The 25,391-nt window shown below is 57.1% G+C and carries 24 protein-coding genes and 1 other annotated feature; of the genes, 15 read left to right on the forward strand and 9 right to left on the reverse strand.

Going from position 1 to position 25,391, the window contains the following annotated elements:
• Nucleotides 1-267: 267 nt before the first annotated feature.
• Nucleotides 268-1,473, forward strand: coding sequence for an IS110 family transposase (locus J3352_RS03750; RefSeq protein ID WP_005931251.1), 1,206 nt, complete (start codon nucleotides 268-270; stop codon nucleotides 1,471-1,473).
• Between the two features lie 249 nt (nucleotides 1,474-1,722).
• On the opposite strand, the gene J3352_RS03755 is transcribed toward J3352_RS03750, so the two are convergent.
• Together J3352_RS03755 and J3352_RS03760 are read right to left on the reverse strand one after the other, a co-directional pair.
• Nucleotides 1,723-2,472: an ABC transporter permease gene (locus tag J3352_RS03755; RefSeq protein ID WP_156065577.1), complete on the reverse strand. Its 750-nt coding sequence runs from the start codon at nucleotides 2,470-2,472 to the stop codon at nucleotides 1,723-1,725.
• A 1-nt stretch (nucleotide 2,473) separates the two neighbouring features.
• Nucleotides 2,474-3,400, reverse strand: a complete 927-nt coding sequence (locus tag J3352_RS03760; RefSeq protein WP_120021016.1) for an ABC transporter ATP-binding protein — start codon at nucleotides 3,398-3,400, stop codon at nucleotides 2,474-2,476.
• 165 nt (nucleotides 3,401-3,565) lie between these two features.
• Between J3352_RS03760 and J3352_RS03765 the strand changes: the two genes are divergently transcribed.
• The 6 genes from J3352_RS03765 to J3352_RS03790 all read left to right on the forward strand — a co-directional run bounded on the left by J3352_RS03765 (nucleotide 3,566) and on the right by J3352_RS03790 (nucleotide 10,438).
• Nucleotides 3,566-4,285, forward strand: coding sequence for a response regulator transcription factor (locus J3352_RS03765; protein WP_156065575.1), 720 nt, complete (start codon nucleotides 3,566-3,568; stop codon nucleotides 4,283-4,285).
• On the forward strand, nucleotides 4,282-5,646 hold the full coding sequence (locus tag J3352_RS03770; protein WP_156065573.1) for a sensor histidine kinase KdpD: 1,365 nt from the start codon (nucleotides 4,282-4,284) through the stop codon (nucleotides 5,644-5,646). Before J3352_RS03765 ends, J3352_RS03770 begins: the two co-directional genes overlap by 4 nt.
• Nucleotides 5,647-5,734: 88 nt before the next feature.
• Entirely contained in the window at nucleotides 5,735-6,676 is a 942-nt protein-coding gene (locus J3352_RS03775) for an AEC family transporter (RefSeq protein WP_156065571.1), read from the forward strand.
• A 198-nt stretch (nucleotides 6,677-6,874) separates the two neighbouring features.
• A complete protein-coding gene (locus J3352_RS03780; RefSeq protein ID WP_005931230.1) occupies nucleotides 6,875-7,069 on the forward strand; it encodes a DUF3873 family protein in 195 nt (64 codons plus the stop codon).
• 72 nt (nucleotides 7,070-7,141) lie between these two features.
• A complete protein-coding gene (locus tag J3352_RS03785) occupies nucleotides 7,142-9,742 on the forward strand; it encodes a peptidoglycan-binding protein (protein WP_156065569.1) in 2,601 nt (866 codons plus the stop codon).
• A gap of 3 nt (nucleotides 9,743-9,745) precedes the next feature.
• Entirely contained in the window at nucleotides 9,746-10,438 is a 693-nt protein-coding gene (locus tag J3352_RS03790) for a peptidoglycan-binding protein (RefSeq protein ID WP_156065567.1), read from the forward strand.
• A 184-nt stretch (nucleotides 10,439-10,622) separates the two neighbouring features.
• Here the strand turns inward: J3352_RS03790 and J3352_RS03795 are convergent, their stop codons facing one another.
• Complete coding sequence (locus J3352_RS03795) at nucleotides 10,623-11,963, reverse strand: D-alanyl-D-alanine carboxypeptidase family protein (protein WP_097773553.1); 1,341 nt, start codon at nucleotides 11,961-11,963, stop codon at nucleotides 10,623-10,625.
• A 160-nt stretch (nucleotides 11,964-12,123) separates the two neighbouring features.
• On the opposite strand from J3352_RS03795, the gene J3352_RS03800 reads away from it, so the two are divergent.
• Nucleotides 12,124-12,807: a metallophosphoesterase gene (locus J3352_RS03800; RefSeq protein ID WP_097773554.1), complete on the forward strand. Its 684-nt coding sequence runs from the start codon at nucleotides 12,124-12,126 to the stop codon at nucleotides 12,805-12,807.
• A gap of 147 nt (nucleotides 12,808-12,954) precedes the next feature.
• Here the strand turns inward: J3352_RS03800 and J3352_RS03805 are convergent, their stop codons facing one another.
• From J3352_RS03805 to J3352_RS03825, 5 genes are all read right to left on the reverse strand, one after another.
• Entirely contained in the window at nucleotides 12,955-15,654 is a 2,700-nt protein-coding gene (locus J3352_RS03805) for a leucine-rich repeat domain-containing protein (RefSeq protein WP_207700491.1), read from the reverse strand.
• A gap of 404 nt (nucleotides 15,655-16,058) precedes the next feature.
• The gene (gene argS / locus J3352_RS03810; protein WP_156065561.1) at nucleotides 16,059-17,873 is read right to left on the reverse strand and encodes an arginine--tRNA ligase; all 1,815 of its coding nucleotides are present in this window, start codon (nucleotides 17,871-17,873) and stop codon (nucleotides 16,059-16,061) included.
• A gap of 121 nt (nucleotides 17,874-17,994) precedes the next feature.
• Complete coding sequence (locus J3352_RS03815; RefSeq protein WP_243137857.1) at nucleotides 17,995-18,468, reverse strand: DUF1934 domain-containing protein; 474 nt, start codon at nucleotides 18,466-18,468, stop codon at nucleotides 17,995-17,997.
• 19 nt (nucleotides 18,469-18,487) lie between these two features.
• A complete protein-coding gene (murI, locus tag J3352_RS03820; protein ID WP_005931199.1) occupies nucleotides 18,488-19,312 on the reverse strand; it encodes a glutamate racemase in 825 nt (274 codons plus the stop codon).
• Nucleotides 19,305-20,399 carry a D-alanine--D-alanine ligase family protein gene (locus J3352_RS03825; protein ID WP_097773558.1) on the reverse strand — a complete coding sequence of 365 codons (1,095 nt, stop codon included), beginning with the start codon at nucleotides 20,397-20,399 and terminating at the stop codon, nucleotides 19,305-19,307. Before J3352_RS03825 ends, murI begins: the two co-directional genes overlap by 8 nt.
• Nucleotides 20,400-20,706: 307 nt before the next feature.
• Between J3352_RS03825 and rpmG the strand changes: the two genes are divergently transcribed.
• The 7 genes from rpmG to rplL all read left to right on the forward strand — a co-directional run bounded on the left by rpmG (nucleotide 20,707) and on the right by rplL (nucleotide 24,213).
• Entirely contained in the window at nucleotides 20,707-20,856 is a 150-nt protein-coding gene (gene rpmG, locus J3352_RS03830; protein ID WP_005920501.1) for a 50S ribosomal protein L33, read from the forward strand.
• Nucleotides 20,857-20,872: 16 nt separating this feature from the next.
• Nucleotides 20,873-21,112, forward strand: a complete 240-nt coding sequence (gene secE / locus J3352_RS03835) for a preprotein translocase subunit SecE (protein ID WP_005931188.1) — start codon at nucleotides 20,873-20,875, stop codon at nucleotides 21,110-21,112.
• 28 nt (nucleotides 21,113-21,140) lie between these two features.
• Nucleotides 21,141-21,671, forward strand: a complete 531-nt coding sequence (gene nusG, locus J3352_RS03840; protein WP_005931184.1) for a transcription termination/antitermination protein NusG — start codon at nucleotides 21,141-21,143, stop codon at nucleotides 21,669-21,671.
• Between the two features lie 133 nt (nucleotides 21,672-21,804).
• Nucleotides 21,805-22,230 carry a 50S ribosomal protein L11 gene (gene rplK, locus J3352_RS03845; protein ID WP_005931181.1) on the forward strand — a complete coding sequence of 142 codons (426 nt, stop codon included), beginning with the start codon at nucleotides 21,805-21,807 and terminating at the stop codon, nucleotides 22,228-22,230.
• Between the two features lie 57 nt (nucleotides 22,231-22,287).
• Nucleotides 22,288-22,980 (forward strand): 50S ribosomal protein L1, encoded by a 693-nt coding sequence (rplA, locus tag J3352_RS03850; protein WP_005931176.1) that lies wholly within the window; start codon nucleotides 22,288-22,290, stop codon nucleotides 22,978-22,980.
• 95 nt (nucleotides 22,981-23,075) lie between these two features.
• Nucleotides 23,076-23,215: a sequence feature (ribosomal protein L10 leader region), on the forward strand.
• Between the two features lie 37 nt (nucleotides 23,216-23,252).
• Nucleotides 23,253-23,768 carry a 50S ribosomal protein L10 gene (rplJ, locus tag J3352_RS03855; RefSeq protein ID WP_005931168.1) on the forward strand — a complete coding sequence of 172 codons (516 nt, stop codon included), beginning with the start codon at nucleotides 23,253-23,255 and terminating at the stop codon, nucleotides 23,766-23,768.
• 70 nt (nucleotides 23,769-23,838) lie between these two features.
• Complete coding sequence (rplL, locus tag J3352_RS03860; RefSeq protein ID WP_005931165.1) at nucleotides 23,839-24,213, forward strand: 50S ribosomal protein L7/L12; 375 nt, start codon at nucleotides 23,839-23,841, stop codon at nucleotides 24,211-24,213.
• Between the two features lie 169 nt (nucleotides 24,214-24,382).
• On the opposite strand, the gene tsaD is transcribed toward rplL, so the two are convergent.
• A complete protein-coding gene (tsaD, locus tag J3352_RS03865; RefSeq protein WP_005931163.1) occupies nucleotides 24,383-25,390 on the reverse strand; it encodes a tRNA (adenosine(37)-N6)-threonylcarbamoyltransferase complex transferase subunit TsaD in 1,008 nt (335 codons plus the stop codon).
• Nucleotide 25,391 lies beyond the last annotated feature (1 nt).

The following is a 25,391-nucleotide window of genomic DNA, read 5'->3' on the forward strand; positions in this document are numbered from 1 at the left end:
CAATATATTTGGAACCGGATATGGCAGCCAGTCATATTCCATTCCAGCTCGTTCCTAAGCTACAATAAGAGAGTAATCGGCTAACGTTCACCTCCCTGGGCTTTCACGTCCGCTGACGAGACAGTTAGACATCTCTCTTGTTGTAGCATTCGTTTTAAGCAGGTTGAGCCACCGCCAAGCGGAGCGCTCGTGTCACCCAATAGATTGAATCGGCAACGAGTAAAAGATGGATTCCAGTTGCAAATACAAAATAATGGAGGAAAAATCATGAACGCAGTAGGCATTGACGTTTCCAAAGGAAAGAGCATGGTTTGTGTTATGCGTTCCTTCGGAGAAGTGGTACTCGAACCCTTTGAAGTTTTACATACCGCCCAGAACCTGAACGATCTGGCTGGGAAGCTCAAAGCTCTGGACGGAGAGACCCGCGTTGTTCTGGAAGCCACCGGGAATTACCACAAACCAGTTGCTTTCGTTTTACACAATGCGGGTTTATTTGTTTCCGTAGTCAATCCTGTTCTAATTCATGACTACGATAACAACAGTTTAAGGCGCGTTAAGACAGATAAGAAGGACGCTGTTAAAATCGCCAATTATACGCTCGACAAGTGGACACGGCTGCGGCAGTATCTTCCAGAAGATGAGGCCCGGCTGGCTTTGAAGAATTGTTATCGCCAGTACCAGCAGGCCGTAGCGATTCGTACTATGCTGAAGAATAATCTGATTTCATCTCTTGACCTGACCTTTCCGGATGCAAATAATTTATTTTCAAGCCCTGCAAAGAGCAATGGATGTGAAAAATGGGTCGATTTTATTGGAGAATTCTGGCACAGCGGGTGTGTTTCAAGCCTTTCCGCGGATGCTTTTGCTAAGAAATATCTGAAATGGTGTCAGAAGCATAGATACAATTTCACTCGCTCAAAATCGGATGAGATCTATTCCTGTGCTGTCAATGCAACTTCTCTTCCGAAATCTCCAACTTCAAAACTCCTTATTCAGCAACAGGTTGCTCAACTTAAAGCTGTCTCTAAGTCAGTGGCTGCATTCCAGCAGGAGATGCTCCGTCTTTCTCAACAGCTTCCTGAATTTGATACCGTGATGGAAATGTACGGCGTTGGCCCTTCTCTCGGTCCTCAGTTGATGGCTGAGATTGGAGACGTCCGCCGCTTCTCCTCCAAGAAATCTCTCATTGCTTTTGCTGGAATCGAACCTCAGCCGAACGACTCCGGCAAGATAATGGGAAACGACAAAGGAATCAGTAAAGTTGGTTCTGCCGTTTTGCGTAGGACGCTTTTTCTAATTATGACCGTTATTTTGCAAACACAGCCACAGGATGAACCTGTTTTTCAGTTCATGAACAAAAAGCGTTCTGAAGGAAAACCCTACAAAGTCTACATGATGGCTTCGGCCAACAAGTTCTTACGAATCTACTATGCTAGAGTGAAAGCTGTAATGGACTCTGAATGCTCACAGTAAGCATGGATATTTGTTTTTAGGACATAACCCCTCTTGAGCCTGAGCTAAATCCAAAGAACTACCTAGCTGGCGCAGCGAACCCTTGACAAACCGAAGCATTCAAATGCTATCCTGATTTTGCGAGGGCTGGCTGGGCTTGCTTTGCTATCCCCTCCGTCGCCCTCGCTGTGTTTTGAACAGCATTTGAATGCTGTTTGTCATGGGCAGCGGTTGTTTAGCGAATTTTCTTGTTTTAGGACTTGACTTTTATTAGCAGGTCTCGTCCTGTACCTTGCGCCACGCAAGGGCAAACAGCACAGCGCCCAGCGCAAGGGTGAAGGCCAGCAGCACCCAGTTGAAGGGGCGTGTGCCGTAGGTGACGGTGTGGGTAGCCTTATCCCAGTTCGCCACTTCGTAGGCGCTCAGAGGGATGTAGTACCCAAAGGGCACAAAGTAACTGGCAAGCGGCGGCATAAAAGCAGAAAACAGCCCCACCAGTGCCCCGACGATGCCCACGCAGAGCGCCGGCAGGGGATTGCCCACCCACAGCATCAGCAGAAATTCTCCAAAGAAGAGCATTGCGTCCACAGCCAGTGTGCAGACGAACAGATAGCATAGCTGCCCAGTGGGAAAGGCTTCGGTATAACCATGGACACGCCCCAGCACCGGAACACAGGCCAGCTCCAGCACCGTGACCAGAAGAACTTCCAGCACTCCAAAGACCGACTTGCCTGCAAACAGGCTGCGGCGGCTCTGCAGGGTGTAGAGCAGCTTTGTGGTGTTGCCTTTGATCTCCATATCCCACAGCCGGGAGGCCAGCACTGCCATCATCACCGGCATCAGAATGGCTTCAATGACGGGCAGGCTGTAAAGCAGGGCGCTGTAACCGTTGGCGAGCTCCTCCGGGTCAGCTGGGGCAAGGCCGCCCACCCATAGCACGACAATGCCGGGGATGAGCAGGCAGAGAGCAAGGTCGTGCCGACGGTGGGCTTTTTGCAGTTCTGCACGGAAAGCTGCCATCTTACGCCACCTCCCCGCTGGTCTGGGTCAGGCTGAGGAAGATGTCCTCAAGGCTCTTTGTCTGTGCAGTCAGTCCAACCACGCCCACGCCGCTTTCGGCAAGGGTGCAGACCAGTGCCGCCAGCGCTTCGTCCGGCAGCGGGGGCAGCTGCAGGGTGTCCGGCTGATCTGCCGGTGCAGCGGCTTTTACTCCCTGCTGCTGCAGAACGGCAGCGGCTTTGGGTGCGTCCAGCACCCGCAGCAGAATGCCGCCCCGGCTGTGCTTTTGCAGTTGCTGCAGAGAACCCTCGAACAGCAGCCTGCCGTGGTTCAGGATGCCCACCTGATCCACCATCTGCTCGATCTCGCCCAGCAGGTGGCTGGAGATCAGCACGGTGGCTCCGGTGGTCTGCGGCATGGAAGCAATCAGACTGCGCATCTCCTGAATGCCTGCCGGGTCCAGACCGTTGGTGGGTTCATCTAAAATCAACAGTTTGGGGCTGCCCAGCAGCGCCATGGCAATGCCCAGCCGCTGTTTCATGCCAAGGGAGTACTGCCCCACCTTCCGGTCAGCGTCTTTGGTCAGGTGCACGATCTCCAGCACCCGGCTGATGTCCTTTCGGTCCACATCCTTCAGGTCAGCCACGATGGAAAGGTTTTCCCGGGCGGTCAGGTGCAGGTAACCGGAGGGGGATTCGATCAGACTGCCGGTCTGCCGCAGCAGGGCAATGCGGTTTGCTTCGTTCAGGGTGTGCCCCAGCAGTTCCACACTGCCGCCGGTGGGGTGTACAAGCCCCAGCAGCATCTTCATGGTGGTGGATTTGCCCGCACCGTTGGGGCCTAAAAAGCCGTAGACACAGCCCTCCGGGACAGTCAGGTTCAAATGATCCACCACCGGACGGCCATGGTAGCTTTTGCAAAGGGCATGGGTCTCGATCACAGGTTTCATAAATGGTCTCCTTTCGCATTCACGGTTTTCGGAACGATGCCAGAATACACCCGCTGCCTTAAACTGACCGGAAGCGCAGCTTAATTTACCCTTAAATTTGCAGGCGTTTTCCGCTGCGGCGCGAAAAGTGTGGTATAGTAAAGGCGGGAAAGGAGAACTGCCCTTATGGATACCATTTATGATGCAAAGCTCCTGCTTGTGGACGACAACGCCGAGCTGCTGGCACTGCTGTGTGAGCAGCTGCGGGGCGCAGGATATGGCCATATCAGAACTGCCCAAAGCTGCACCGCTGCCCGCGCCTGTTTTGCGGCAGAGCAGCCGGAGCTGATGATCCTGGATATCAACCTGCCGGATGGGGATGGATTTTCGCTGTTCCGGGCGCTGCGGGCAAAAGCGGACGTTCCGGCGCTGTTCCTCTCCGCACGGGATGCGGATGCCGACCGTCTGTTCGGGCTGGGTCTTGGCGCAGATGACTACCTGACCAAGCCTTTTCTGATGCAGGAACTGCTGCTGCGGGTGCAGCATATTTTGCAGCGGGCGTACCGGGCAGAGCTGTCCCGTACAAAACCGGCACCTTTGCAGCTGGGGGAGCGGTGCGTAGACCTGAATGATGCCATTGTTACCCTGCCAGAGGGCAAAACACTGGCGCTGACCGCTACCGAGCTGGCGCTGCTGCGGAAATTGGCAGAGAACCGGGGACACATCGTTACCTACGATGCCCTTTGTGCGGCGGTCTGGGGCGCAGATTACTATGGCTACGAGAACAGTCTGGGGGTACATATCCGACATCTGCGGGAGAAGCTGGAAGCCGAACCCGGTGCGCCGCAGTTTCTGCGGACGGTGCGGGGCATTGGCTATAAGCTGACAAAGGGGGAAGAAGCATGAAAACCTTTGTGCGCCTGATCCGGCGGTATGTGCTGGCGGCGGTGGGCATTGTTCTGCTGCTGTTGTTTTCCGGTGTTGCAGTGCTGGGCTGGCTGGGCTGGCAGGAGGGCTGCCGCCTGCCGCAGCGGGAGTATTCATCCAGCGAAATCGCGGATTCTATGGTGGAGACCGCCGAAGGGCTTGCCTTTGGGGCAGAACGCACCCCGCAGGAGTGGATGAACGGCTACGAGTGGGCGATGGTGCTGGATGATGTGGGAAACATCCGCTGGAGCTACGGCCTGCCGCAGGAACTGAACCATGCCTACACTCCCGGCGATATCGCCAAATTTGCCCGCTGGTATCTGGCGGATTACCCGGTGTTCTGCTGGACAGAACCCTACGGGCTGTTCGTTATCGGGCTGCCAAAGGGGAGCCTGTGGAAGTACAGCATTTACAGCTCACCGGACTTTGCTCTGAGCATGGTGCGGGTGCTCCCGGCGGCAGCGCTGGGATTGCTGCTGCTGGGTTTGGTGCTCTGCTTCTGGCTGAGCTGGCGGGGGGCAAAGCGGCTGGAGACCGTGGCAAACGGTCTGGATGCTCTGGCGCAGGGGCAGACCGTCCGGCTGCCTACCGATGGTTTTGCCGGGGAACTGGCAGAAAAGCTGAACCAAACCGGGGCGCAGCTGCAAGCCAAAAATGAGATGCTTTCCCGGCGGGACAACGCCCGCACCCAGTGGATCGCAGGGGTCAGCCATGACGTGCGCACCCCGCTGGCGCTGATCTTAGGCTGGGCGGAGCAGCTGGAACAGGATGCACTTTTGCCGGACAGCTCCCGGCAGAAAGCGGCCGGCATCCGCACTCAGTGCGAAAAGCTCCGTGCCCTCATTGATGACCTGAACCTGACCAGTAAGCTGGAATACGGTGCCCAACCCCTGCGCCGGAAAGACCTCCGGGCAGGGCCGCTGTTCCGGCAGCTAGTGGCGCAGTTTTGCGAAAGCCCGCTGGCAGAGCGCTGCGAGATCACGCTGGAACAGGAAGAACCAGCAGAGCAGACGGTGCTTTCGGTGGATGAGGCGCTGCTGGCACGGCTGCTGGAAAACCTGATGAACAACAGCGTCCGGCATAACCCAAAGCCGGTGAACATTACCGTGCACACCCGGCAGGTAGGGGAGCGCTTCTGCCTGACCGTAGCGGATGACGGCATCGGCTATCCCCCTGCCGTTCTGGCGGCGCTGAACGCTGCGGAGCCTGCCGAAAACGCACCCCATATCCTTGGCCTGTATGTGGTGCAGCAGATCGCCGCCGCCCATGGCGGCAGGGCAGTGTTCGGACAGAACACCCCCCACGGTGCCAAAGCGGTGGTGTACCTGCCGCTGGGCTGAAAATTGATCGGAATCCTTGCTTTTCCCAGCCGGATTTCTTATACTTTGGACAAAGAAGTCTTTTTTGGTGCAAAACACAGGAGGAATCATGGCTGAAATTTCAAGTCTGCTGACATTGCAGGGCCAGCTTGCGCTGCTGACCCTCATTGGCTTTTTTCTGGCCCGCAAGGGCATCATCAATGCGCAGGGACGCAAGTGCCTGACCGACCTGCTCATCAATGTCATCCTGCCCGCGAACATCATCCAGTCGTTTCTGGTGGAGTTCAGCTGGGATGTGCTGAAGAGCAGTGCATCGATCCTTGTGATCTCGCTGGCGCTGCAGATCGGCTGTGTGGTGCTGTGTGCCCTGGGCTACAACTGGCTGCCCTTTGCAAGGCGGAGCGTTTACCAGTATGGCACGGTCTGCTCCAACGGTGCGTTTCTGGGCAGCGCACTGGTGGACGGCATCTGGGGCAGCAGCGGCCTGCTGCTCAGCTCCATCTACCTCATCCCTCAGCGTGTGGCAATGTGGTCGGTGGGCGTGAGCTACTTTCTGCAGGACGAAAAGCCCGATTCCAAAGAGGAGATGCGGGCAGAGCGCAGGGCCGTGCTGCGGAAAACATTCACCCACCCCTGCATCCTGGCGGTCGTGGTGGGCATGGTGCTGATGGCCTCTCAGCTGCCGCTGCCCGGCTTTTTGGGCCGCACTGTCAAGAGCCTGAGCAATTGCAACATGGGTGTTTCCATGATCCTGATCGGTGCCATCATCGGCAGCAGCCGGATGGGCAAACTCTGGGATAAGGACTGCTTCCTCTACTGTCTCATCCGGCTGGGGCTCATCCCGGCGGCGGTGCTGCTGGGCTGCAGGCTCTGCGGCGCGGAGAGCCTTGTGACCGGTGTTTCCGTGGTGCTGGCCGCCATGCCCATGGGCGGCGTGACCGCCGTTCTGGCGGAAAAGTACGGCGGGGATTCCGCCTTTGCCAGCAAGTGCGTTGCGGTCTCCACGGTGCTCTCCCTCATCACCACACCGCTGTGGTGCATGGTCGTGTAAGGGTGGGGCCGACCGCTGCGCCCGCAGCGGAATGCGAAAAACACCTTGTCAATGGCAATCATGGCCGAAGAATCACGGTTCTTTTTGTCCAATCGGCGAATAGCCTTTGCCGCCGGATGGTGATACAATAGGCAAGGTGTTGCGCGGCGGTGCCGCAGAATGCCATAACATGACAAAAACAAGGAGAGCGCGTGGAAAATGGAACCATTTTATCTGATGCCCGGGCAGGAACGCTGTGAACAGTTTAAGGATGCGAACGGTGTGCCCAAAGTCCGCTACTCCTATTGTTCGCTGAACGGGGCGCTGTTCCGCTGTGTGAGCCGCAGCGTGGAAGAAGCCGAGCGCCTGTGCGAGGACTGGCTGGTGGGTCAGGACCGCTGCTACATCAACTGAAAAATGCACCCTCTGCTCCTTTGCGGAATAAGCTGTAAGAGAATCAGCTGATCGGCAAAGGAGTTTTTTTATATGATGAATGGCATCCTGCGTATCCAGACCTATCGGCCCCGGCAGTCGGCTCCGGTGGAGGGAGTGACTGTTGTGATCACCGGCAGCGGCTTCACGGCTCACCGCATCACCGATGCCGAGGGCAATGCCGAGGATGTGGCCATCTGTGCCCCGGCCTGCGCCCTCTCGCTGGACGAGAACAACACCACGACCCTGCCCTATGCCGTGTGCAGCCTGACGGCCAGAAAGCCGGGCTACCGCACCGTCCGCATCCAGGGCATCCAGATCTTTGCCGGGCAGGTCACGCTGGCCCGGCCTGAGATGATCCCGGACACTGAGGAGGGAAAAGACATTGTCGACCCGCCTGTGATCATCCCCACCCACGCTCTGTTTGCGGGGAACGGCGGCAGCGGCCCGGCTCCCACCGATCCATGCACCGGCAGCCGGGTGCTGGACCGTGTCATCGTACCCAAAAATATTACGGTCCATCTGGGCAGGCCCGCCGCCTCGGCCCGGAACGTGACGGTGTCTTTCCGGGATTATATCGCCAATGTGGCTTCCAGCGAGGTCTACCCCACTTGGCCCATTGAAGCGTTGAAAGCGAACATCCACTGCCAGATCTCGCTGGCGCTCAACCGCATTTACACCGAGTGGTATCCCAGCAAGGGATACACCTTCAATATCACCAACTCCACCAGCTACGACCAGTATTACGTCCATGGCCGCACCGTGTTCGATGTGATGGTAAAGCTGACGGATGATATCTTCAACACCTACATCCGCAAGACCGGCACCGTGAATCCCTACTACTCCGAATACTGTGACGGAAAGTCCGTTACCTGCCCGGGGCTCAAGCAGTGGGGCACGGTCACGCTGGCAAATCAGGGCCGCAATGCCCTGAGCATCCTCAAGTACTATTACGGCAGCGATATCGAGATCGTCCGCACCAGCAACATCCAGTCCATCCCCAGAAGCTATCCGGGTTCCCCCCTCCGGCAGGGAGACCGGGGCACGGCGGTGTTCACCCTGCAGCGGCAGCTGAACCGCATCACCAAGGATTACCCCTTCCTTGGCCTGCTGACCGTGGACGGGATCTTTGGCAGCAGGATGACCGAGACCGTGAAGAGATTCCAGAAGCAGTTCAACCTGACCGCTGACGGCGTGGTGGGGCGGCAGACCTGGTATAAGATCAGCTATATCTATGTTTCGGTGAAAGACCTTGCAGAGCTGACCAGCGAGGGAGAAACAGCCGCCGGCACCCTCTCGGACGGCACCTGGGGCGGCACCGTCCTGCGCGTCGGTTCTTCCGGCAGCGCTGTGGAGCAGCTGCAGTTCTGGTTGAACACTCTGGCCCAGTACGAGAGCAGCATCCCCTCCGTGACAGTGGATGGCGTGTATGGCAGCGGCACCGCCGGTGCGGTCCGGGCCTTCCAGCGAAGATACGGCCTGTCTGTGGACGGTGTGGTGGGCCGCGCCACCTGGACAGAACTCTACAATCAGTTCCGCAGCATCCAGTCCGACAACGGCAGGCCCAACGCCTACCCGGGCACGGCCCTGCGGCAGGGCAGCAGCGGGCAGAACGTCCGGCTGGTGCAATTCTGGCTCAAGATCGCCCGTACGGTGTATCCCAGCCTGAACACCCTGACCGTGGATGGAAAATTCGGCGCAGGCACGGCGGCGGCAGTGCGGAGATTCCAGAGCTACTTCGGCCTGACCAGCGACGGCGTGGTGGGCCGCACGACCTGGAACAAGCTGTATGAGGTCTACAACGATATCGCCAACCGGCTGCTCACAGCCAGCCTGCGCCCCGGCGAGTATCCGGGCATTCTGCGCCGGGGCAGCACCGGAACGGCAGTGCGGGAGCTGCAGTTCTACCTCTACCTGATGAGCGCTTACGAGAGCAGCATCCCTGTGGTTTCTATCGACGGCAGCTTCGGTGCGGCGACCGAGAATGCCGTGCGGGCCTACCAGCGCTTTGCGAAGCTGACGGTGGACGGTGTAGTAGGGCGCACGACCTGGAATTCGCTCTACAGCAAAGCAAGCATCCTGCGGGTGTCCGGCCCGGTGGTCACGCTGAAGCGCCTGCCTTACCCGGGCACACCGCTGGCAGTGGGGGCCACAGGGAATGCGGTGCTCTACTACAACCTCCTTTTGCAGCGCATTGCCTACTATTTCGACAGCGTGGAAAGCCCGCCCCTGTCTGACCGGTATACCGACGAGACGGCAGCCTCTACCCGCAGTGCACAGGCCCTGCTGGAACTGCCCGAAACCGGGGTCGCGGATGCAGAGACCTGGACGACGGTGGAGGCCCTGAGCCTGCAGCTGGCCGCCGTTTCCCCCAACCCTGACCGAGATGCCGGGCAGGCCGATGTTTACCCTGGCCGCGCCATGAAAGAGGGGAGCGTTGGCCCGGATGTGGGGCAGATCGAACAGTGGCTCAACGGACGCTATATGCGGAACTGCGGCGAGGACTATGTGACCGAGAACTTCCGCTTCGGCCCGAAGGAAACAGAAGGGGTCCGGGCAGCACAGGAGCGGGCGGACCTGCTGGTAACAGGCACGGTGAACGAGGAGACCTGGGCCGCGCTCCGTGCCCAGAGCTGCGAATGCGAGGAGGGATGACGGATGGCACGGCTGCTGATCTACGATGCCTATGAGAACAAGGTGTACACCTACAACAGCCTGAACGAAAACGACCCGATGCCTTACAGCACCGAGCGCACCCTGACACTGCGGGAGTTCCGGGGCAAATCGGGGAGCCCGGTGCTCTGGACGACCATCGCCGCCATGGAGGCCTGGAACCTGACCCGCCGCAAGTACGGCAAGGGCATCCCGGTGGGATATGCCTTCCGCCGCATCTGGGAGGGCGGTCACGGCACCCGCAGCCAGCATTACGCCGGCGTGGCCTTTGATGTGGGCCAGCGCCTGACCCAGAGCCAGCGCACAGCCATCTATAAGGCCGCCCGGTCCACCGGAGCCTGGGGCTATGTGGAGCCCCTGAGCCAGACCCCCACATGGGTGCACTTTGACCGCCGCTACGGCACCCCGGCCTGCAGCGGCACCACAGCGGGCTACCCCACCCTGCGGCGGGGGAGCCGGGGCTGCTATGTGATGATCCTGCAGGACGCACTTTCCACACTGGGCTACCAGACCGGCAGCCGCATCGACGGCCTGTTCGGCACCCGCACCGAGGAAGCCCTGAGGGGCTACCAGCGCCGCACCAGCCTGACGGTGGACGGCGTGTGCGGCTGCAGCAGCTGGAAAAAGATCACAACTGCAGTGATCGGCATTGGCAGAACAAAAACGACGATCGACTAAGAAATAGAAAGAAGCTCCGCCGTGAAGGTGGAGCTTCTTTGCAATCGGTGGCGAAACCCCTCAGTCACGCTTCGCGTGACAGCCCCCCTAATAGTGGGGCCCTTGGCATGGCGTAAAGCTGTCCAGTTTTGCCAAGGCCGCCCCTACCAGGGGCGGTGGCATCCCGTAGGGATGACGGTGGGGTTTATCTTCTATGGATCTTTCGGTTCGGTCTGCGCCCGTTCCACAGGTTGATGAACACCCACAGGCCGTAGACCGCCAGAGTGAGCAGGGAGAGGACGATAACCACCTTGAGATACAGGCTGTGGAAGAAGGCCTGTACCTTGGAGACCGTGAAAAGCAATGCGTTCTGGTGGACATCCTGCCCGGCAATGAGGTTCACCACGCCGATGGTCTCGCCTGCCAGCTTGAGCTCCACAGTGCCCACCACGTCGCCCTGCTGGATGGGGGCCGTGGCGTAATCGGGCAGGTGGAAATATTTCTGCGTCACCGAGCCATCCCCCGTGGAGGGCAGCAGGGTCATCATGCTGTCGGCGGGGTAGAGCTGCAGGGTGTCGGTATCGGAGGAGTATTTGACCGGGATCTCCGCCAGTGCCTGGTCGGTGTCCAGCGCGGCCTGGATGGAAAAGCTCTCGAACACCCAGTCGATGAGCTTGGTGGTCTCGTACAGCGCCGGGCGGCGGTTGGAATAGCCGTAATCATCGCAGGTGTCGGGGCTTTGCATGATGCAGAAGATGTAGGTGGCCCCGTCCTTGTTGGCCCACGAGACATAGCTCTGATCGCCGCTGTCGTTCTTGTAGGCCATCACGTCGCACATGCCGCCCTGCATGGCGCTGCGGTAGAACCTGCCGCCGCTGGTCTTGTTCAGGGCCACGTTCTGGCTCAGCAGCACAAAGCTCTTGGCGTGCTTTTCCTTGGCCGGCATCGTGAAGGTGGGGGCAGCGGAGATCTCCTTGAAGGCATCAAAGCTCATCAGGTAGCGCAGGATCAGGTACATGTCCACGGCGGTGGTGGTGTTGCCGCTGTCCAGCCCGCAGGCATCTGTCCAGGTGCTGTTGGTGGTGCCGATGCGCTGGGAGAGGGTGTTCATCTGGCTCACCCAACCCGCCAGGTCGCCGCCCGAGAGCTCGTAGGCCAGACCCATGGCGGCCTCATTGGCGTTGCGCGTCACCATGGCGTAAAGGGCTTCCCGGTAGGTAAAGGTCTCGCCCGAGCGCATGTCGGCATTGTCGGTGCTGTGGACATAGTCCGAGATGGCAAAGGGCATCGTGAACGTGCTGTCCAGCTGGTCGGCATAGTTGGTTAGCACCAGCGCAATGGTCATATATTTCGTCAGGCCCCCGGCGGACACCTGCTTCTCGCTGTCTTTTTCATAGACGATGATGTTGGTGTCGGTGTTCACGATATAGGCGCTCTGGGCCTTGACATCGTAGACCGTGCTGGGGTCGAACATGGCTCCGGCCGTCACGGCAAGGCAGCTGAACAGGACGGCAAGGGATAAAAGCAGTGCAAAAATACGTTTCATGTGGACAATTCCTTCAAAAAGCGATAATATATAAAATACGGGCGCTGCGCCCGGAAATGACAAAGAATGGCGAACAAAGATTCGCTCCTTTAATAATAACAGGTTTGCCGCGCAGAGACAAGGGTTTTGCCACGGTTTCACAAAGCGGCAGGAGGGGACTATGGTATATCTGACAGGCGACACCCACGGCGAGCTTGACCGTTTCAAGCACGGCAGGCTCCGCTGGCTGGGCAAACGGGACATTGTGGTGGTGCTGGGCGATTTCGGCTTTGTGTGGGATGGCAGCAAGGAGGAACAGAAAAAGCTCGACTGGCTGCGCAAGCGCCCTTATACCCTGCTTTTCCTTGATGGTGCCCACGAGAATTACGACCTGCTGGGCCAGTACCCCGTCGAGGAGCGGTTTGGCGGCAGGGTCCAGGCTTTGGGCGGCAATGTGTACCATGTCTGCCGTGGCAGCGTGCTGGAGCTGGAGGGAAAGAAATATCTCTGCTTCGGCGGCACCGAGAGCCCCGACAAGGAAGAGCGGGAGGCCGGATACAACTGGTGGCCGCAGGAGATGCCCAGCGATGAGGAATACGCCGCCTGTGAGACCAATCTCGAAGCAAACGGCTGGCAGGTAGATTATGTGCTGACCCACGATGCCCCAAGCAGATTCCTTGATTTTACTTCTCTCGCGGTGGGCGAATCCAACCGCCTGCACCTGTTTCTTGATAAGGTTCTGCTGAAGCTGACCTACGAAAAGTGGTTCTTTGGCTGCTACCACAAGGATGTGGCCCTTTCCACCAAGAGCCGGTGCGTCTTTTGTGATGTCATCCCCATGGGCGAGCGCCACGCGAAGCGGTAAAAAGAGAAGGTGCCCATGACTTTCAGGCCGGTGGTGTACATCATAAAAAGACGAAGAAGATCGTGAACACTCTATTGGGTTCACCAATAAACAGCAGGAAGCCCCCTTGACAGTGTAATCGTCAGGGGGCTTTCTGCCTGCCAGGGGCTAGTTCTTGAGTGTCTGCGCCTTGCGCCAGATCTGGATCACTTCCCAGTAACTTACAGAAGCATCTGCAGTTTTATTGGAAGGAAGCAGCTGGTTCTCAGAGGCCCAGGTGAGAGCCTTCTGTGCGTCAGTGGCATCGTTGTCCAACGCAGCAGCGGGAGCAGGCTTGCCGGCATCAACCCACACCAGTTCGGCAAGTTCGGTGGCATTGGCGGGAATCGCTGCGCCATCGGGGAGAATACGCTTCAGATAAAGCTCCATGCCGATTCGGCAGCCCTGCCATGTCAGCACGGCGGCAGCACCAATGACCATAACGGTGCCCAGAATGCCAGAACCACCATCTTCGATGGAAGCATCTTTTGTCATGGCTTCCATTGTTACGCCCTTTTCACCTGCGGGCATTTGAAAGCGCAATGGATTTTGTTTGACATCGGTCGAATCGTCCAAACCGCTGACCAACCATTGATCGAACGCAATGGCATCGCTCTGGCTGATGTAGGTGACAGTTACACTGGCGTTTTCAGGCACCTTTGCAACCAGATCACCAATCTCGTTTCTCCCAGCATGGATCTCCTCGCCATCATGCTCAATAAAAACGTCAGCATTCTTAATGGTCAGGAGATAGAGATCTGCAGTGGGAACAATGGAAGCAGCTTTTTGGCGAATTTCAAACGTGCCTCCGTCCACGATGGCAGAGATCAGATTGGGACTATTGGAATGGATCTTTACCTTTACGGTATACCTGCCTGCTTTTGTGGGGGCAACGACTTCTTCTCCCATATCGTTGAGATAGACAAGCTCAAGTTTGATCTCGTCAGATTGTAAAAGAGCATTCAGCCTGCTGTCCGCCCGGACAGTCACTGTGGCCGTATGATCATTTCCTTCCTCTTCCACAGCATCTGCTGGAAGGGTGACAGTGAGTTCGTTCTGGAAAGTATCATTGGTGATGGTAACGGGGTGGATCGTGATCTTTTCCGGAATGTCGATTCGGACGGTATCACCCTGAATGATTCGCAGGGTGTATGTTCCGGCATCTTTTGGAAGCTCATTGAATTCTTCTTCATTTGAGGTGCCTGCGTTCCTGACATATCTTACAATGTAATCTGTGATGCGTGTATCCTTGGGCTCGATCCTGATATCGATATTGTCCCCATAGGAATAGTCCGCTAGACCGCTGATGATGAAATCACCGGTGTCATAATTTGTGTGTTCGACAGTGGTCAGAGTTACGGCTGTATCATCGCGACCTGCAACAAAAGTATAGGTGGTATTGTCTGCACTCACAGTGCCGCTGCCCCCTGCCCAGGTATAACGATCTCTGTATTGAGGATCGCCGACGGTCAATTCCACTGTTTTACCAATCGTGACAATGAATTTGCCATCGTTGATGGGAACGCTGCTGCCATCAACTTTGGCGGTAACGGTACGGATGTCGCTGGTTACCGTAACATCAATAGAACCAGGTGCTACAGGGAGATTTTGTAGGCCGGAATCCGTGGAAATAGCGTTCCATTGAGAACGAGAGCCTGAATACTCTATGTTATTCAATGCTGTGCAATTGGAAAATGCTGACTCGGGAATTTTGGTTACACTGCTGGGAATCGCGATCCGTTCGAGCTGCTCGCAGCCAGCAAAAGCATCATCGAGGATCTGTGTTATACCCTCCGGGATATCGATGCTCTTTAAACTGATACAACCTGCAAAAACTGATTCCGGAAGTTCCGTTATCCTGCTTGAAAATTCAATGTCTTGCAGAGCTGGACAATTCATAAAGGCACCGGTTCCAATAGAGACCACGGAGTCTGGCATCTTCACAGATGCCAGATACGCACAAGAGTCAAAAGCATGAGTTTCAATTCGTGCCACACCATTGGGTATTTTGAAAGCAGGATCTTCCCTTTGAGAAGGATAACGAATTAAGGCGTAATCGCCATTTGCTGATTTTTCGTACAACACATTGTCTATTGCCGGATAGCTTTCGCTGTCTGATGTGATCGTTGAGAGAGCGAAACATTCGGAAAATGCATTAGTTCCGATCCGTGTCACTTTGGCAGGAATATGAATTTGAGTCAATGCAGTTCCGGTAAAAGCCCGCTCTTCAATGGCAGTTACGCTGTCTGGAAGAGTAACGGTGTGCAAGCTGTAACAATAACTGAACATGCCGTCTGCAACGGATGTTACACCCTCTGGAATGGTGACAGTATCTAATTTTTCGCATTGATGAAAAGCCTCAGAGCCGATCTCTGTTACAGAATCAAGAATGGGAATATCTGTCAATTCGCTGCAAAACATAAAGGCCTGGCGGCCAATCTTTTTTACGCGGGATGTTTTATTGTCCTGAATGGTAACGCTTTTCAGTGAAGTGCGATTATAAAAAGCATTGTCGCCAATTTCTGTTACAGTGTCGGGGATCTGGACACTTATCAGGACGTTTCTGTAATTGGAGAACACCCGGTCTCCGATTTTTGATACAGGATATGTTTGAGCATCTTGTGTTACATGAGCAGGGATCGTGATCCTATGTTCATTGCCCATATACTTTGTTATTGTTGCAGTATTGTCAGCATTGAGGATAAACTGATAAGAACCATCTGTATATGCCATAGGGGAATCGCTTGCAAAAACAGTGACAGTGCCCACAGGGAAAAAGGTCAGCAGCATACTGAATGTCAGAAATAAGCTGAGTAGACGCTTTTTCATAAGAAAATCCTCCTTTGCATTTCGTAAAAGACTTGTCCGATGTGCGTCATAATGCGAATGCATATGACGCTTTACACAAAATATTTTACAGTAGATGAAAATATAAAGTCAATATAATAGGACATGCTTTGTGAGAGAACACAAAAACAGAGAGTTTTTTTATACGGGAGATACAAAAAGAACCGAGTCCTGTGATATATATGGGCCTTTGCGCACTTCCCAATCAGGGATTCACGGGCATTGGGGGAGTGATTGGTACGTGCAGAGTTTTCCTGGAGCCTGTTGCAGCAGGTTCATGGAAGGCTCAGCATACAATAAAAAAATGAGATAGGCAACCCCTTTCGGGGAAGTCTATCTCATCTTTTCATTGGCACTGTTTTGCAACAGCCCCTTCTCATTCTCTTTTACATTTTTTCGGGGACGTTGATCTTGAACATGGTCAGCACATTGAAGATAACGTTCTTCACACCGATGCACAGGGCCAGGCGGGCCTGCTGCACGGCGGGATCTGCACCCTGGATGCGGCAGTTGCCGTAGAAGCGGTGGAAGGCGCTTGCCAGATCAATGACAAAGCGGTTGATGCGGCTGGGGTCGTACTTCTCGGCAGCCATAACGATCTCCTGCGGGAAGGCGGCCAGCATCCGGATCAGGTCCATCTCGCTGGGGTCGGTCAGCAGGGTGGCATCTACCTGCTCGGCACCGGCAAAGGCCACGCCCTCGCTCTCCATCTTCTTGAGGATGGAGCAGATGCGGGCGTGTGCGTACTGGACATAGTACACGGGGTTGTCGTTGTCGGTCTTGACGGCCTGGTCCAGGTCAAAGTCGATACCGCTGCCTGCATCGTGCATGTTGAACAGGAAGCGTGCGCTGTCGATGGGCACTTCCTCCAGCAGGTCGGTCAGGGTGATGGCGTTGCCGGTGCGCTTGGACATCCGGACAGGTTGACCGTCACGCATCAGGTTGACCATCTGCATCAGCACAACATCCAGGTCGTTGCCATTCAGGCCGATGGCATCCATGGCACCCTTCATGCGGGCAACGTGGCCGTGATGGTCGGCACCCCAGACATCAATGGCCTTGGCAAAGCCGCGGGTGGCCAGCTTGTTGTAGTGGTAGGCAATGTCGGCGGCGAAGTAGGTGGGGATGCCGTTTGCGCGGACGAGGACTTCGTCCTTGGCTTCCTCCTCGGTGCCATCCTCGGTCTTTTTCTTGTTCACGGTGCCGTACTTGGCAGCATACTGGGCGCTGCGGTACATGATGGCACCATCCTCGGCCTTGTAGCAGGCACCCAACTCCAGCAGCTTGTTCACAACATCCAGGACAGCGCCGGATTCGTGCAGGGTGCTCTCGTGGAACCAGACATCGTAATCGATGCGGTACTTGCCCAGGTCGCGCTTGAGGGCAGCAATGTTCTTGGGCAGGGCGTAATCCACCAGAGCGTTCTTCAGGGTCTCAAAGGCTTCGCTGGCAAAGAGGGCCTCTTCGTCCAGCCCAGAGCAGGCTGCAACGTACTTGTCGCCGTTGATCTCGGCAAACTCACCGGCCAGCACCTTGATGTCGCCGCCCTGATAGCACTCAGCGGGCAGGGGATAGGTTTCCTCGCCGCAGAACTGCTGCAGGTAACGGACGGCCAGGCTTTTGCCAAACTTCTGAATCTGATTGCCTGCATCGTTGATGTAGAACTCACGGGTCACATCATAGCCGGACCAGTCCAGCACAGCGGCCAGGCAGTCGCCCAGAGCGCCGCCGCGGGCGTTGCCCATGTGCATGGGGCCGGTGGGGTTGGCAGAAACGAACTCCACATTGTACTTGGCACCCTTGCCGTGGTCGGTGCGGCCGTACTCCTTGTTGGAGCAGGCACCCAGCACCACGCTGGCCCAGAAGGAGGGCGCGAGGAACAGGTTGATGAAGCCGGGGCCGGCCACTTCCACCTTGGCAAACACGCTGTGCTCGATGGAAGGCAGATGGGCCAGAAGGGCATCGGCAATCATCTTGGGGGCCTTGCGCCAGGTGCGGGCACCGGCCATGGCCAGATTGGAAGCGATGTCACCGTTCTTGGTGTCGGCAGGGATCTCCACGATAAAAGCGGGCAGCTCGGCCTCGGCCAGAGTGCCGTCGGCCATGGCGGCCTTGGCAGCCTCAGTCAGCAGAGCGCGGGCCTCGGCCAGTGCCGCTGCCCGGGGGTTGTAGTTCTGATAGGTCTTTTCAAAGTCTGTCATTAAAATGTCCCTTTCATTAGGATAATTGTTTTGGACAGGTCTCGTCTTTGTACAACCTCTCAGTTTCGCATACGCATTGACGGAGAGGTTGTGTTGAAAGAGAATCCTATCCATTGTTCTCTTACTTTACCTTTTCGACCTGGATCTCAAGCGTTGTCCGATTGATGAGCGCCGTGGGGTCATCGGCATCCAGTAGATAGCTGAACTTTGCCGTGCCGCCCGCAGGCTCCGAGAGGTCGCACGCGATGCCGTCGCCGGTTACGCCCAGCGTAATGGGGCCGACCTCGGTCTCGTAGTAGCAGATGTTCCGGTAATCCCGCTGAATGACCAGCTGGGTGCTGACCTTGCCAAAGCGGAGCAGGGCCACCCGGCTGCCGTCCTCGGCAATCTTGATGGTGGTGGTGCAGCCTGCAAAGCCGATGGTCTCCGTCTCCTTATAGCTAATATAATAGGAACCGGCTTTTTTCAGGAAGCTGCCATAGGTCATCAGCTCGATCTTGTCTGTCTCCTCAGCGGGGAGGGGCTCCGTGTGCTCGAACTGCTCCGAGACGCTTCGAATCAGGATGCGGTAATCTTCGTTGTGTGCAGTGCTCACAGTTTTGTGTTCCTTCACTTTAATATTTGTCAATGGCAATCTGCTCCACCTCGCCGCCTTTGTACTCGCCCAGGAACAGGTCGGCTGTCTGCACGAACCCGTCCGGCGCGTCACTGACATAGAAATGGGCCTGCCCGGCGGGGTGGTCGGCCTTGAGCCCCCGTTCGCTCAGGATGCGCTCCAGATGGTGGGCGGCAGTCTTGGCCGGGTCCACCAGCACCACGTTCCGGCCCATGAACTCACCGATCATGGTCTTGATCAGGGGATAGTGGGTGCAGCCCAGGATCAGGGTGTCCACCCCGGCATCCCGGATCTCCGTCAGGTACTGGGCAATGACCAGCTTGGTGATCTCCTGCTTGTCCGGAGCGCTGTGATCCACATAGCCCGCTTCCACCAGCGGCACAAAGAGCGGGCAGGGACGGGCGGTGATCTCCACACCGGGTACCAGCCTGCGCAGAAGCGCCTCATAGCTGCGGGAACGGATGGTGGCCGCAGTGCCGATGACACCGATGCGCCGGTTCCGGGTGGAAAAGGCCGCCTCCCGGGCGGCGGCATCCACCACGCCCAGATAGGGCACCGGGAGCTTTTCGGCCTCAGCGGCGGGGTAGGTGCTGGACACCGTGCCGCAGGCCGCCATGATGCACTTGACATCCTTGGAGAGCAGGAAAGCGATGTCCTGCCGGGCATATTGCAGGATGGTCTCCGGGCTGCGGCTGCCGTAGGGCACCCGGCCGGTGTCGCCAAAGTAGACGATGTTTTCGTGGGGCAGCCGCCTGCGCAGCTCCCGCACACCGGTCAGGCCGCCCAGGCCGCTGTCAAATACGCCGATGGGGCGGTTATCCATGCTGCTTTTCCGTCCTTTCCAGCGCAAGTTCGATCAGGTGATCGATCAGGGCGGGCACGGGGGTGCCCTCGTGCTCCATGAGCTTGGGGTACATGCTGATGGGGGTGAAGCCGGGGAAGGTATTGATCTCGTTGATCATCACCCGATTGGTGCCGTGCTCTACAAAGAAGTCGCAGCGGGCCAGGCCCTCGCAGTTCAGGGCGGTGTAGGCCATGGCGGCGTAGGTTTTGACCTCGTCCAGCTTTTCCTCGCTGAGTCTGGCCGGGATGACCACCTGGCTGACCCCGTTCTTGTACTTGTCGTCATAGGTGTAGAACTCGGCACCGGCCAGGATCTCACCCGGGCGGGTGGCCACGGCAGGGTCAGAGCCGATGACGGCGCACTCGACCTCGTGGCCGTCCACAAAGGCCTCGAACACCACCTTGTGGTCGTTTTCAAGGGCCAGTGCAATGGCCTGCTTGAGCTCATCCCGGTCGTGGGCCTTGGTGATGCCCACGCTGGAACCGGCGTTGGCAGGCTTGACGAAGATGGGCCAGCCCAGCTTGGCAATGGCACCGTCACACACGCCGTCCAGGTCGCTCTCGATCTCCCAGCGGCAGGCGCTCAGCCACTTGGTGTGGGGAATACCGGCTGCATCGAACAGGGCGTTGGCCACGGCCTTGTCCATGCAGACAGCGCTTGCCAGCACGCCGCAGCCCACATAGGGGATGCCGGCCAGCTCCAGCAGGCCCTGCACGGTGCCGTCCTCGCCCCACAGGCCGTGGAGCGCGGGAATGACCACATCCACGTGCAGCTTTTCCACCTGACCGGACGGGGTGAACAGGATCATGCCGTGGTCGGCGCGGTCGGGGCTGATGACGCAGGGCATGTTGCCGGGCAGCTCTTCCCAGCTGCCGTCGGCCATCTGGGCGCTGGTGGCCTCGGTGCACAGCCAGCGGCCCTCCCGGGTGATGCCCACGGTCAGCACCTCGTAGCGGGCGCGGTCCAGGTTGTCCACAAAGGTACCGGCGGACACGCGGCTGACCTCGTGCTCGCTGGACATGCCGCCAAACAGCACGACGACACAGAGTTTATCTTCAGATTGCATCATGATCTCTCCTGATCTTATGGCCGGAAGGGGCGCTTTGCCCGGGGCCGGATTTTCTATAAGCAGATATAGACACTTTATTATACTATATCTATGCGGCGGATTCAAGGCGTAGGCCAAAACAGGCAGGAGAGAAAAAATTCAAAAAAGTCTCAAAAAACGCAAAAAATCCGCTTGACGGATGGCAAAACGCGTGATACAATGATATCACCTCTTTTGCGGGGTTATTAAGTGCGCCCTGTTTTTAGGGCGTGCACCGCAAGCCGAGGGAGGTTCAAAACAACCGTTATAATGGAGGTGTCAACAAATGACCGTTAAAATCACTCTGGCCTGCACCGAGTGCAAGCAGCGCAACTACAACACCACGAAAAACAAGAAGAACAACCCCGATCGTCTTGAGATGAAGAAGTACTGCCGTTTCTGCAAGAAGCACACGGTTCACCGCGAGACGAAGTAAGAAAGGCGGACGCATCATGGCAGACAAAACCGAGAAAAAGCCGGGCTTTGTAGCCAGAATGAAGGGCTTTGGCGCAAACATCGCCAAGTTCTTCCGCGACACGAAGAGCGAACTGAAGAAGGTCGTGTGGCCGTCTAAGGCGGACGTTAAGACCAACACCATCGTCGTGCTCGTGACCGTGGCGATCGCAGCCGTCGTGATGATCGCGCTGGATGCCATTTTCGGCGGCATCCTGGGCCTGATCATCGGCGCATGATTCATCTTGAAACGGAGGCTTAACCAAAATGGAAGAACAGACCAATGAGGCCCTTTGGTATGTAGTCCACACCTATTCCGGTTACGAGAATAAGGTTGCGAACGACCTACAGACCATGGTGGAAAACCGCCATCTGCAGGACCTGATCTGTGACATCAAGGTTCCTACCGAGATGGTGCCTGAGATCAAGGACGGCAAGGAGCGTATGGTGGAGCATAAGCTGTTCCCCGGCTACGTTCTGGTCAAGATGGTCATGAACGACGATACCTGGTATGTGGTGCGCAACACGCGCGGCTGCACCGGTTTCGTCGGTCCCGCATCCAAGCCCGTTCCCCTCTCTGCTGAGGAAGTGGAGAAGATGGGCGTTGAAAAGGCGGCTCCGCTGACCGTCGATTTCAATGTCGGCGATACCGTGCAGATCACCGCCGGCCCGCTGGAAGGCTTTATGGGCCTTGTGGAGGGCATCGATACCGAGAGCTTCAAAGTCAAGCTCAAGGTCAACATGTTTGGCCGCGAGACACCCGCAGAAGTGGATATCGCGCAGGTCGAGCTGCCGTAACCAACCGGCATCCGTTTACCAAGGTAAGACCGCAGTGCGGTTCTTATAGAGCGTGTGCATCGTGTACGCGCTCGTGGGAGGCGTGGGGAGACCACGCCGCAACTCACCACAGATTTTTGGAGGTGCATTTACTATGGCACAGAAAGTTACTGGCTACATTAAGCTGCAGATCGAGGCCGGCAAGGCGACTCCGGCTCCCCCTGTTGGCCCTGCTCTGGGTCAGAAGGGCGTTAACATCATGGCCTTCACCAAGGAGTTCAACGAGCGTACCAAGAACCAGATGGGTTATGTTATCCCCGTCGTCATCACTGTTTACGCTGACCGCTCCTTCAGCTTCATTACCAAGACTCCTCCGGCTGCCGTTCTGATCAAGAAGGCTGCTGGCATCAACACCGCTTCCGGCAAGCCCAACAAGGAAAAGGTTGCTACTCTGACCGCCGCTCAGGTGGAAGAGATCGCCAAGACCAAGATGCCCGACCTGAACGCTGCTTCTCTGGAAGCTGCATGCAGCATGGTCCGTGGCACCTGCCGCTCCATGGGCGTTACCGTCGAGGGCTGAGACACAAACAGTGGGAGGGCATAACACTGCCCGCATGACCACATAGGAGGATATACAATGAAACATGGCAAGCACTATGTCGATGCTGCTAAGCAGGTCGATTTTTCTAAGCTGTATGATATGAACGAGGCTCTGGAGCTGGCTTGCAAGACCGCTTCCGCCAAGTTCGACGAGACCGTTGAGCTGCACGTCCGCCTGGGCGTTGACGGCCGCCACGCTGACCAGCAGGTCCGCGGCGCTGTTGTTCTGCCCAACGGCACCGGCAAGACTGTCCGCGTCTGCGCCATTGCTAAGGGCGCTGCTGCCGCTGCTGCTGAGGCAGCCGGCGCTGACATCGTGGGTGATGACGAGCTGATCGCACGCATCGCCGGCGGTTTCATGGACTTCGACGTTGTTGTCACCACCCCCGACATGATGGGCCGCGTTGGCCGTCTTGGTAAGGTTCTGGGCCCCCGCGGCCTGATGCCCAACCCCAAGGCCGGTACCGTTGCTCCCGACCTGGGCAAGGCTGTTACCGAGGCTAAGGCTGGTAAGATCGAGTACCGTCTGGACAAGCAGAACATCATCCACGTTCCTGTGGGCAAGGCATCCTTTGGCGCTGAGAAGCTGTACACCAACCTGGATACCGTGATGAGCGCTATTGCAAAGGCAAAGCCCGCTGCTGCAAAGGGTACCTACTTCAAGAGCGCTACCATCGCCACCACCATGGGCCCTGGCATCCGTCTGAACACCCTGAAGTACGGTGTCTAATTTGAAGCTTTGATGTTTTTTCTGTCATCCTGACGGATGACAGAAAAAATCTTTAAAAATTCAAAAAAGCGCTTGACAACACCGCGCGTTTGCGGTAAAATAATGATGCTGTTTTTGAGACAGCAGGTGCTGGAGTCCAGCGTAAGGTACAAACCGCCTGCCGAGAAACGCGCGTAAAGTTGTTTTATGCCTCTTTCTCGACACAGTGCGGGAAAGAGGCTTTTTCGTTGCTCCGGCTTTCGATACAAGTTTTTGAAATGAGGTGAAACCGAATGCCCAGTGCAAAGATTCTTTCTGAAAAGCAGGCTTATGTCGCTGATCTGAAGGCAAAGTTTGAGAGTGCGGTTTCCGGCTGCGTCGTCGCTTACGGCGGTATCAACGTCGAGAACGACACCAAGCTCCGCAAGGAGCTGCGTGAGGCAGGCGTTGATTACATGGTCGTGAAGAACACCATGCTGCGTCTGGCTGTCAAGGGTACCTCCCTGGAGGGCCTGGCTGAGAACTTCAAGGGTGACACTGCTGTTGCCTTTGCTCACGAAGAAGACCCCATGTCCGCTGCCCGCATCCTGTGCAAGTACCAGGATGGCGATAAGTCCAAGAAGTTCGTCGTGAAGGCTGGCTTCATGGAAGGCAAGGTCATGGACGCTGCCGAGACCAACGCCATCGCAAAGCTGCCCAACCGCGAGGGTATGCTGTCCATGTTCGCAGGTGCTCTTACCAGCACTCTGTCCGGTCTGGCTGTTGCTATGCAGGCCTACGCCGACAAGCAGGAGGAGCCCGCTGCCTAATGGCTGCGTGACCGCTGCTTAACACAAAACTGAAACAAACAAAAACCATTGATATTGGAGGGTTATTACCATGGCTTCTGAGAAGATTACTGCCATCATCGAGTCCGTCAAGGGCCTGACCGTTCTGGAGCTGAAAGAGCTGATCGACGCTTACTGCGAGGAGTTCGGTGTTTCTGCTGTTGCTGCTGCTGCTCCCGCTGCTGCTGGCGCTGCTGCTGCCGCTGAGGAAGAGAAGACCGAGTTCGACGTTATCCTGGCTGAGGCTGGCGCTACCAAGATGCAGGTCATCAAGCTGGTCAAGGAGATCACCGGTCTGGGCCTGAAGGAAGCAAAGGCTATCGTTGACGGCGCTCCCAAGGCTGTCAAGGAGAAGGCTTCCAAGGCTGAGGCTGAGGACATCAAGAAGAAGCTGGAAGAGGCTGGCGCTAAGGTCGAGATCAAGTAATTTGATCCCTTCTGAACGTTCTTTCTTGAATTCTTATTCTTGAAACAAAAGGCACTCTCGCTGAAAGGCGAGGGTGCCTTTTTGGTTGTGCGCCCGCAGCAGGGCAAAAAGCTCCCGGAACGATGGCACTGAATGCCGCACCGCTCCGGGAGCTTTGGTTTTGCTTCGCTTATTCGTAGTCGATGGGCAGGGTGGGCAGACCGTTCAGATCAAGGCCTGCCGTGTGGCCCGCCATGTACTGGTAGTAGCCCTGCGCTGCGATCATTGCGCCGTTGTCGCCGCAGAATTTCAGTTCCGGCAGGTAGACCTTGGCCCCCAACTTCTGGGCACCATCGTTCACCAGCTGACGCAGGCGGCCGTTGGCGGCCACACCGCCCGCCAGACAGACCTGCTTTGCCCCGGTGTCGGCAGCAGCCAGCAGCAGCTTTTCGGCCAGAATACCCGCAATGCGCTCCTGAAAGCTTGCCGCCAGATCAGGCACGTTGATCTCCTCGTTCTTCATCTGGGCCTTGTTCACCTCGTTCAGCACGGCGGTTTTCAGGCCGGAGAAGCTGACGTTGTACTTGCCGTCCACATGGGGCACCGGCAGGCGATAGGCCTTGGGGTCGCCTGTTTTGGCGGCATTTGCCACGCTGGGGCCGCCGGGATAGGGCAGACCCAGGGTGCGGGCGACCTTGTCAAAGGCTTCGCCGGCGGCATCGTCCACGGTGTGGCCCAGAATGTGGTAGTGGGTGTAGTCCTGCACCTCCACGATATGGCTGTGGCCGCCGGATGCCACCAGACAGAGGAAGGGCGGCTTGAGCTCCGGGTGGGTCAGATAGAGGGCCGCAATGTGGCCCCGCAGGTGATGCACCGGAACCAGCGGCTTGTTGGCCGAATAGGCCAGCCCCTTGGCAAAGTTCACGCCCACCAGCACTGCGCCGATCAGGCCCGGCGCAAAGGTGACGGCCACCGCGTCCACATCGTCCATGGTCTTGCCAGCATCCAGCAGAGCCTTTTTGACCGTGGCGCTGATGAACTCGCAGTGGCGGCGGCTGGCGATCTCAGGGACCACGCCGCCATAAAGAGCCTGCTCCTTGACACTGGTGGAGATGACGTTGCTCAACAGGCGACGGCCATCTTCCACAAGGGATGCGGCGGTCTCGTCGCAGGTGGATTCGATTCCTAAAACGATCATA

The organism is Faecalibacterium sp. Marseille-Q4164, from assembly GCF_017377545.1.
GTDB lineage: Bacteria > Bacillota > Clostridia > Oscillospirales > Ruminococcaceae > Faecalibacterium > Faecalibacterium duncaniae.

Coding starts and splice junctions, on each gene's coding strand:
- J3352_RS03785 (WP_156065569.1), top strand. CDS start 7,142: ATGATGAATGGCATCCTGCGTATCCAGACCTATCGGCCCCGGCAGTCG.
- J3352_RS03795 (WP_097773553.1), bottom strand. CDS start 11,963: ATGAAACGTATTTTTGCACTGCTTTTATCCCTTGCCGTCCTGTTCAGC.
- rplJ (WP_005931168.1), top strand. CDS start 23,253: ATGCCCAGTGCAAAGATTCTTTCTGAAAAGCAGGCTTATGTCGCTGAT.
- nusG (WP_005931184.1), top strand. CDS start 21,141: ATGGAAGAACAGACCAATGAGGCCCTTTGGTATGTAGTCCACACCTAT.
- rplK (WP_005931181.1), top strand. CDS start 21,805: ATGGCACAGAAAGTTACTGGCTACATTAAGCTGCAGATCGAGGCCGGC.
- rplL (WP_005931165.1), top strand. CDS start 23,839: ATGGCTTCTGAGAAGATTACTGCCATCATCGAGTCCGTCAAGGGCCTG.
- tsaD (WP_005931163.1), bottom strand. CDS start 25,390: ATGATCGTTTTAGGAATCGAATCCACCTGCGACGAGACCGCCGCATCC.
- J3352_RS03770 (WP_156065573.1), top strand. CDS start 4,282: ATGAAAACCTTTGTGCGCCTGATCCGGCGGTATGTGCTGGCGGCGGTG.
- J3352_RS03800 (WP_097773554.1), top strand. CDS start 12,124: ATGGTATATCTGACAGGCGACACCCACGGCGAGCTTGACCGTTTCAAG.
- argS (WP_156065561.1), bottom strand. CDS start 17,873: ATGACAGACTTTGAAAAGACCTATCAGAACTACAACCCCCGGGCAGCG.
- J3352_RS03790 (WP_156065567.1), top strand. CDS start 9,746: ATGGCACGGCTGCTGATCTACGATGCCTATGAGAACAAGGTGTACACC.
- J3352_RS03765 (WP_156065575.1), top strand. CDS start 3,566: ATGGATACCATTTATGATGCAAAGCTCCTGCTTGTGGACGACAACGCC.
- J3352_RS03780 (WP_005931230.1), top strand. CDS start 6,875: ATGGAACCATTTTATCTGATGCCCGGGCAGGAACGCTGTGAACAGTTT.
- J3352_RS03805 (WP_207700491.1), bottom strand. CDS start 15,654: ATGAAAAAGCGTCTACTCAGCTTATTTCTGACATTCAGTATGCTGCTG.
- secE (WP_005931188.1), top strand. CDS start 20,873: ATGGCAGACAAAACCGAGAAAAAGCCGGGCTTTGTAGCCAGAATGAAG.
- J3352_RS03825 (WP_097773558.1), bottom strand. CDS start 20,399: ATGCAATCTGAAGATAAACTCTGTGTCGTCGTGCTGTTTGGCGGCATG.
- J3352_RS03755 (WP_156065577.1), bottom strand. CDS start 2,472: ATGGCAGCTTTCCGTGCAGAACTGCAAAAAGCCCACCGTCGGCACGAC.
- murI (WP_005931199.1), bottom strand. CDS start 19,312: ATGGATAACCGCCCCATCGGCGTATTTGACAGCGGCCTGGGCGGCCTG.
- J3352_RS03775 (WP_156065571.1), top strand. CDS start 5,735: ATGGCTGAAATTTCAAGTCTGCTGACATTGCAGGGCCAGCTTGCGCTG.
- rpmG (WP_005920501.1), top strand. CDS start 20,707: ATGACCGTTAAAATCACTCTGGCCTGCACCGAGTGCAAGCAGCGCAAC.
- rplA (WP_005931176.1), top strand. CDS start 22,288: ATGAAACATGGCAAGCACTATGTCGATGCTGCTAAGCAGGTCGATTTT.
- J3352_RS03760 (WP_120021016.1), bottom strand. CDS start 3,400: ATGAAACCTGTGATCGAGACCCATGCCCTTTGCAAAAGCTACCATGGC.
- J3352_RS03750 (WP_005931251.1), top strand. CDS start 268: ATGAACGCAGTAGGCATTGACGTTTCCAAAGGAAAGAGCATGGTTTGT.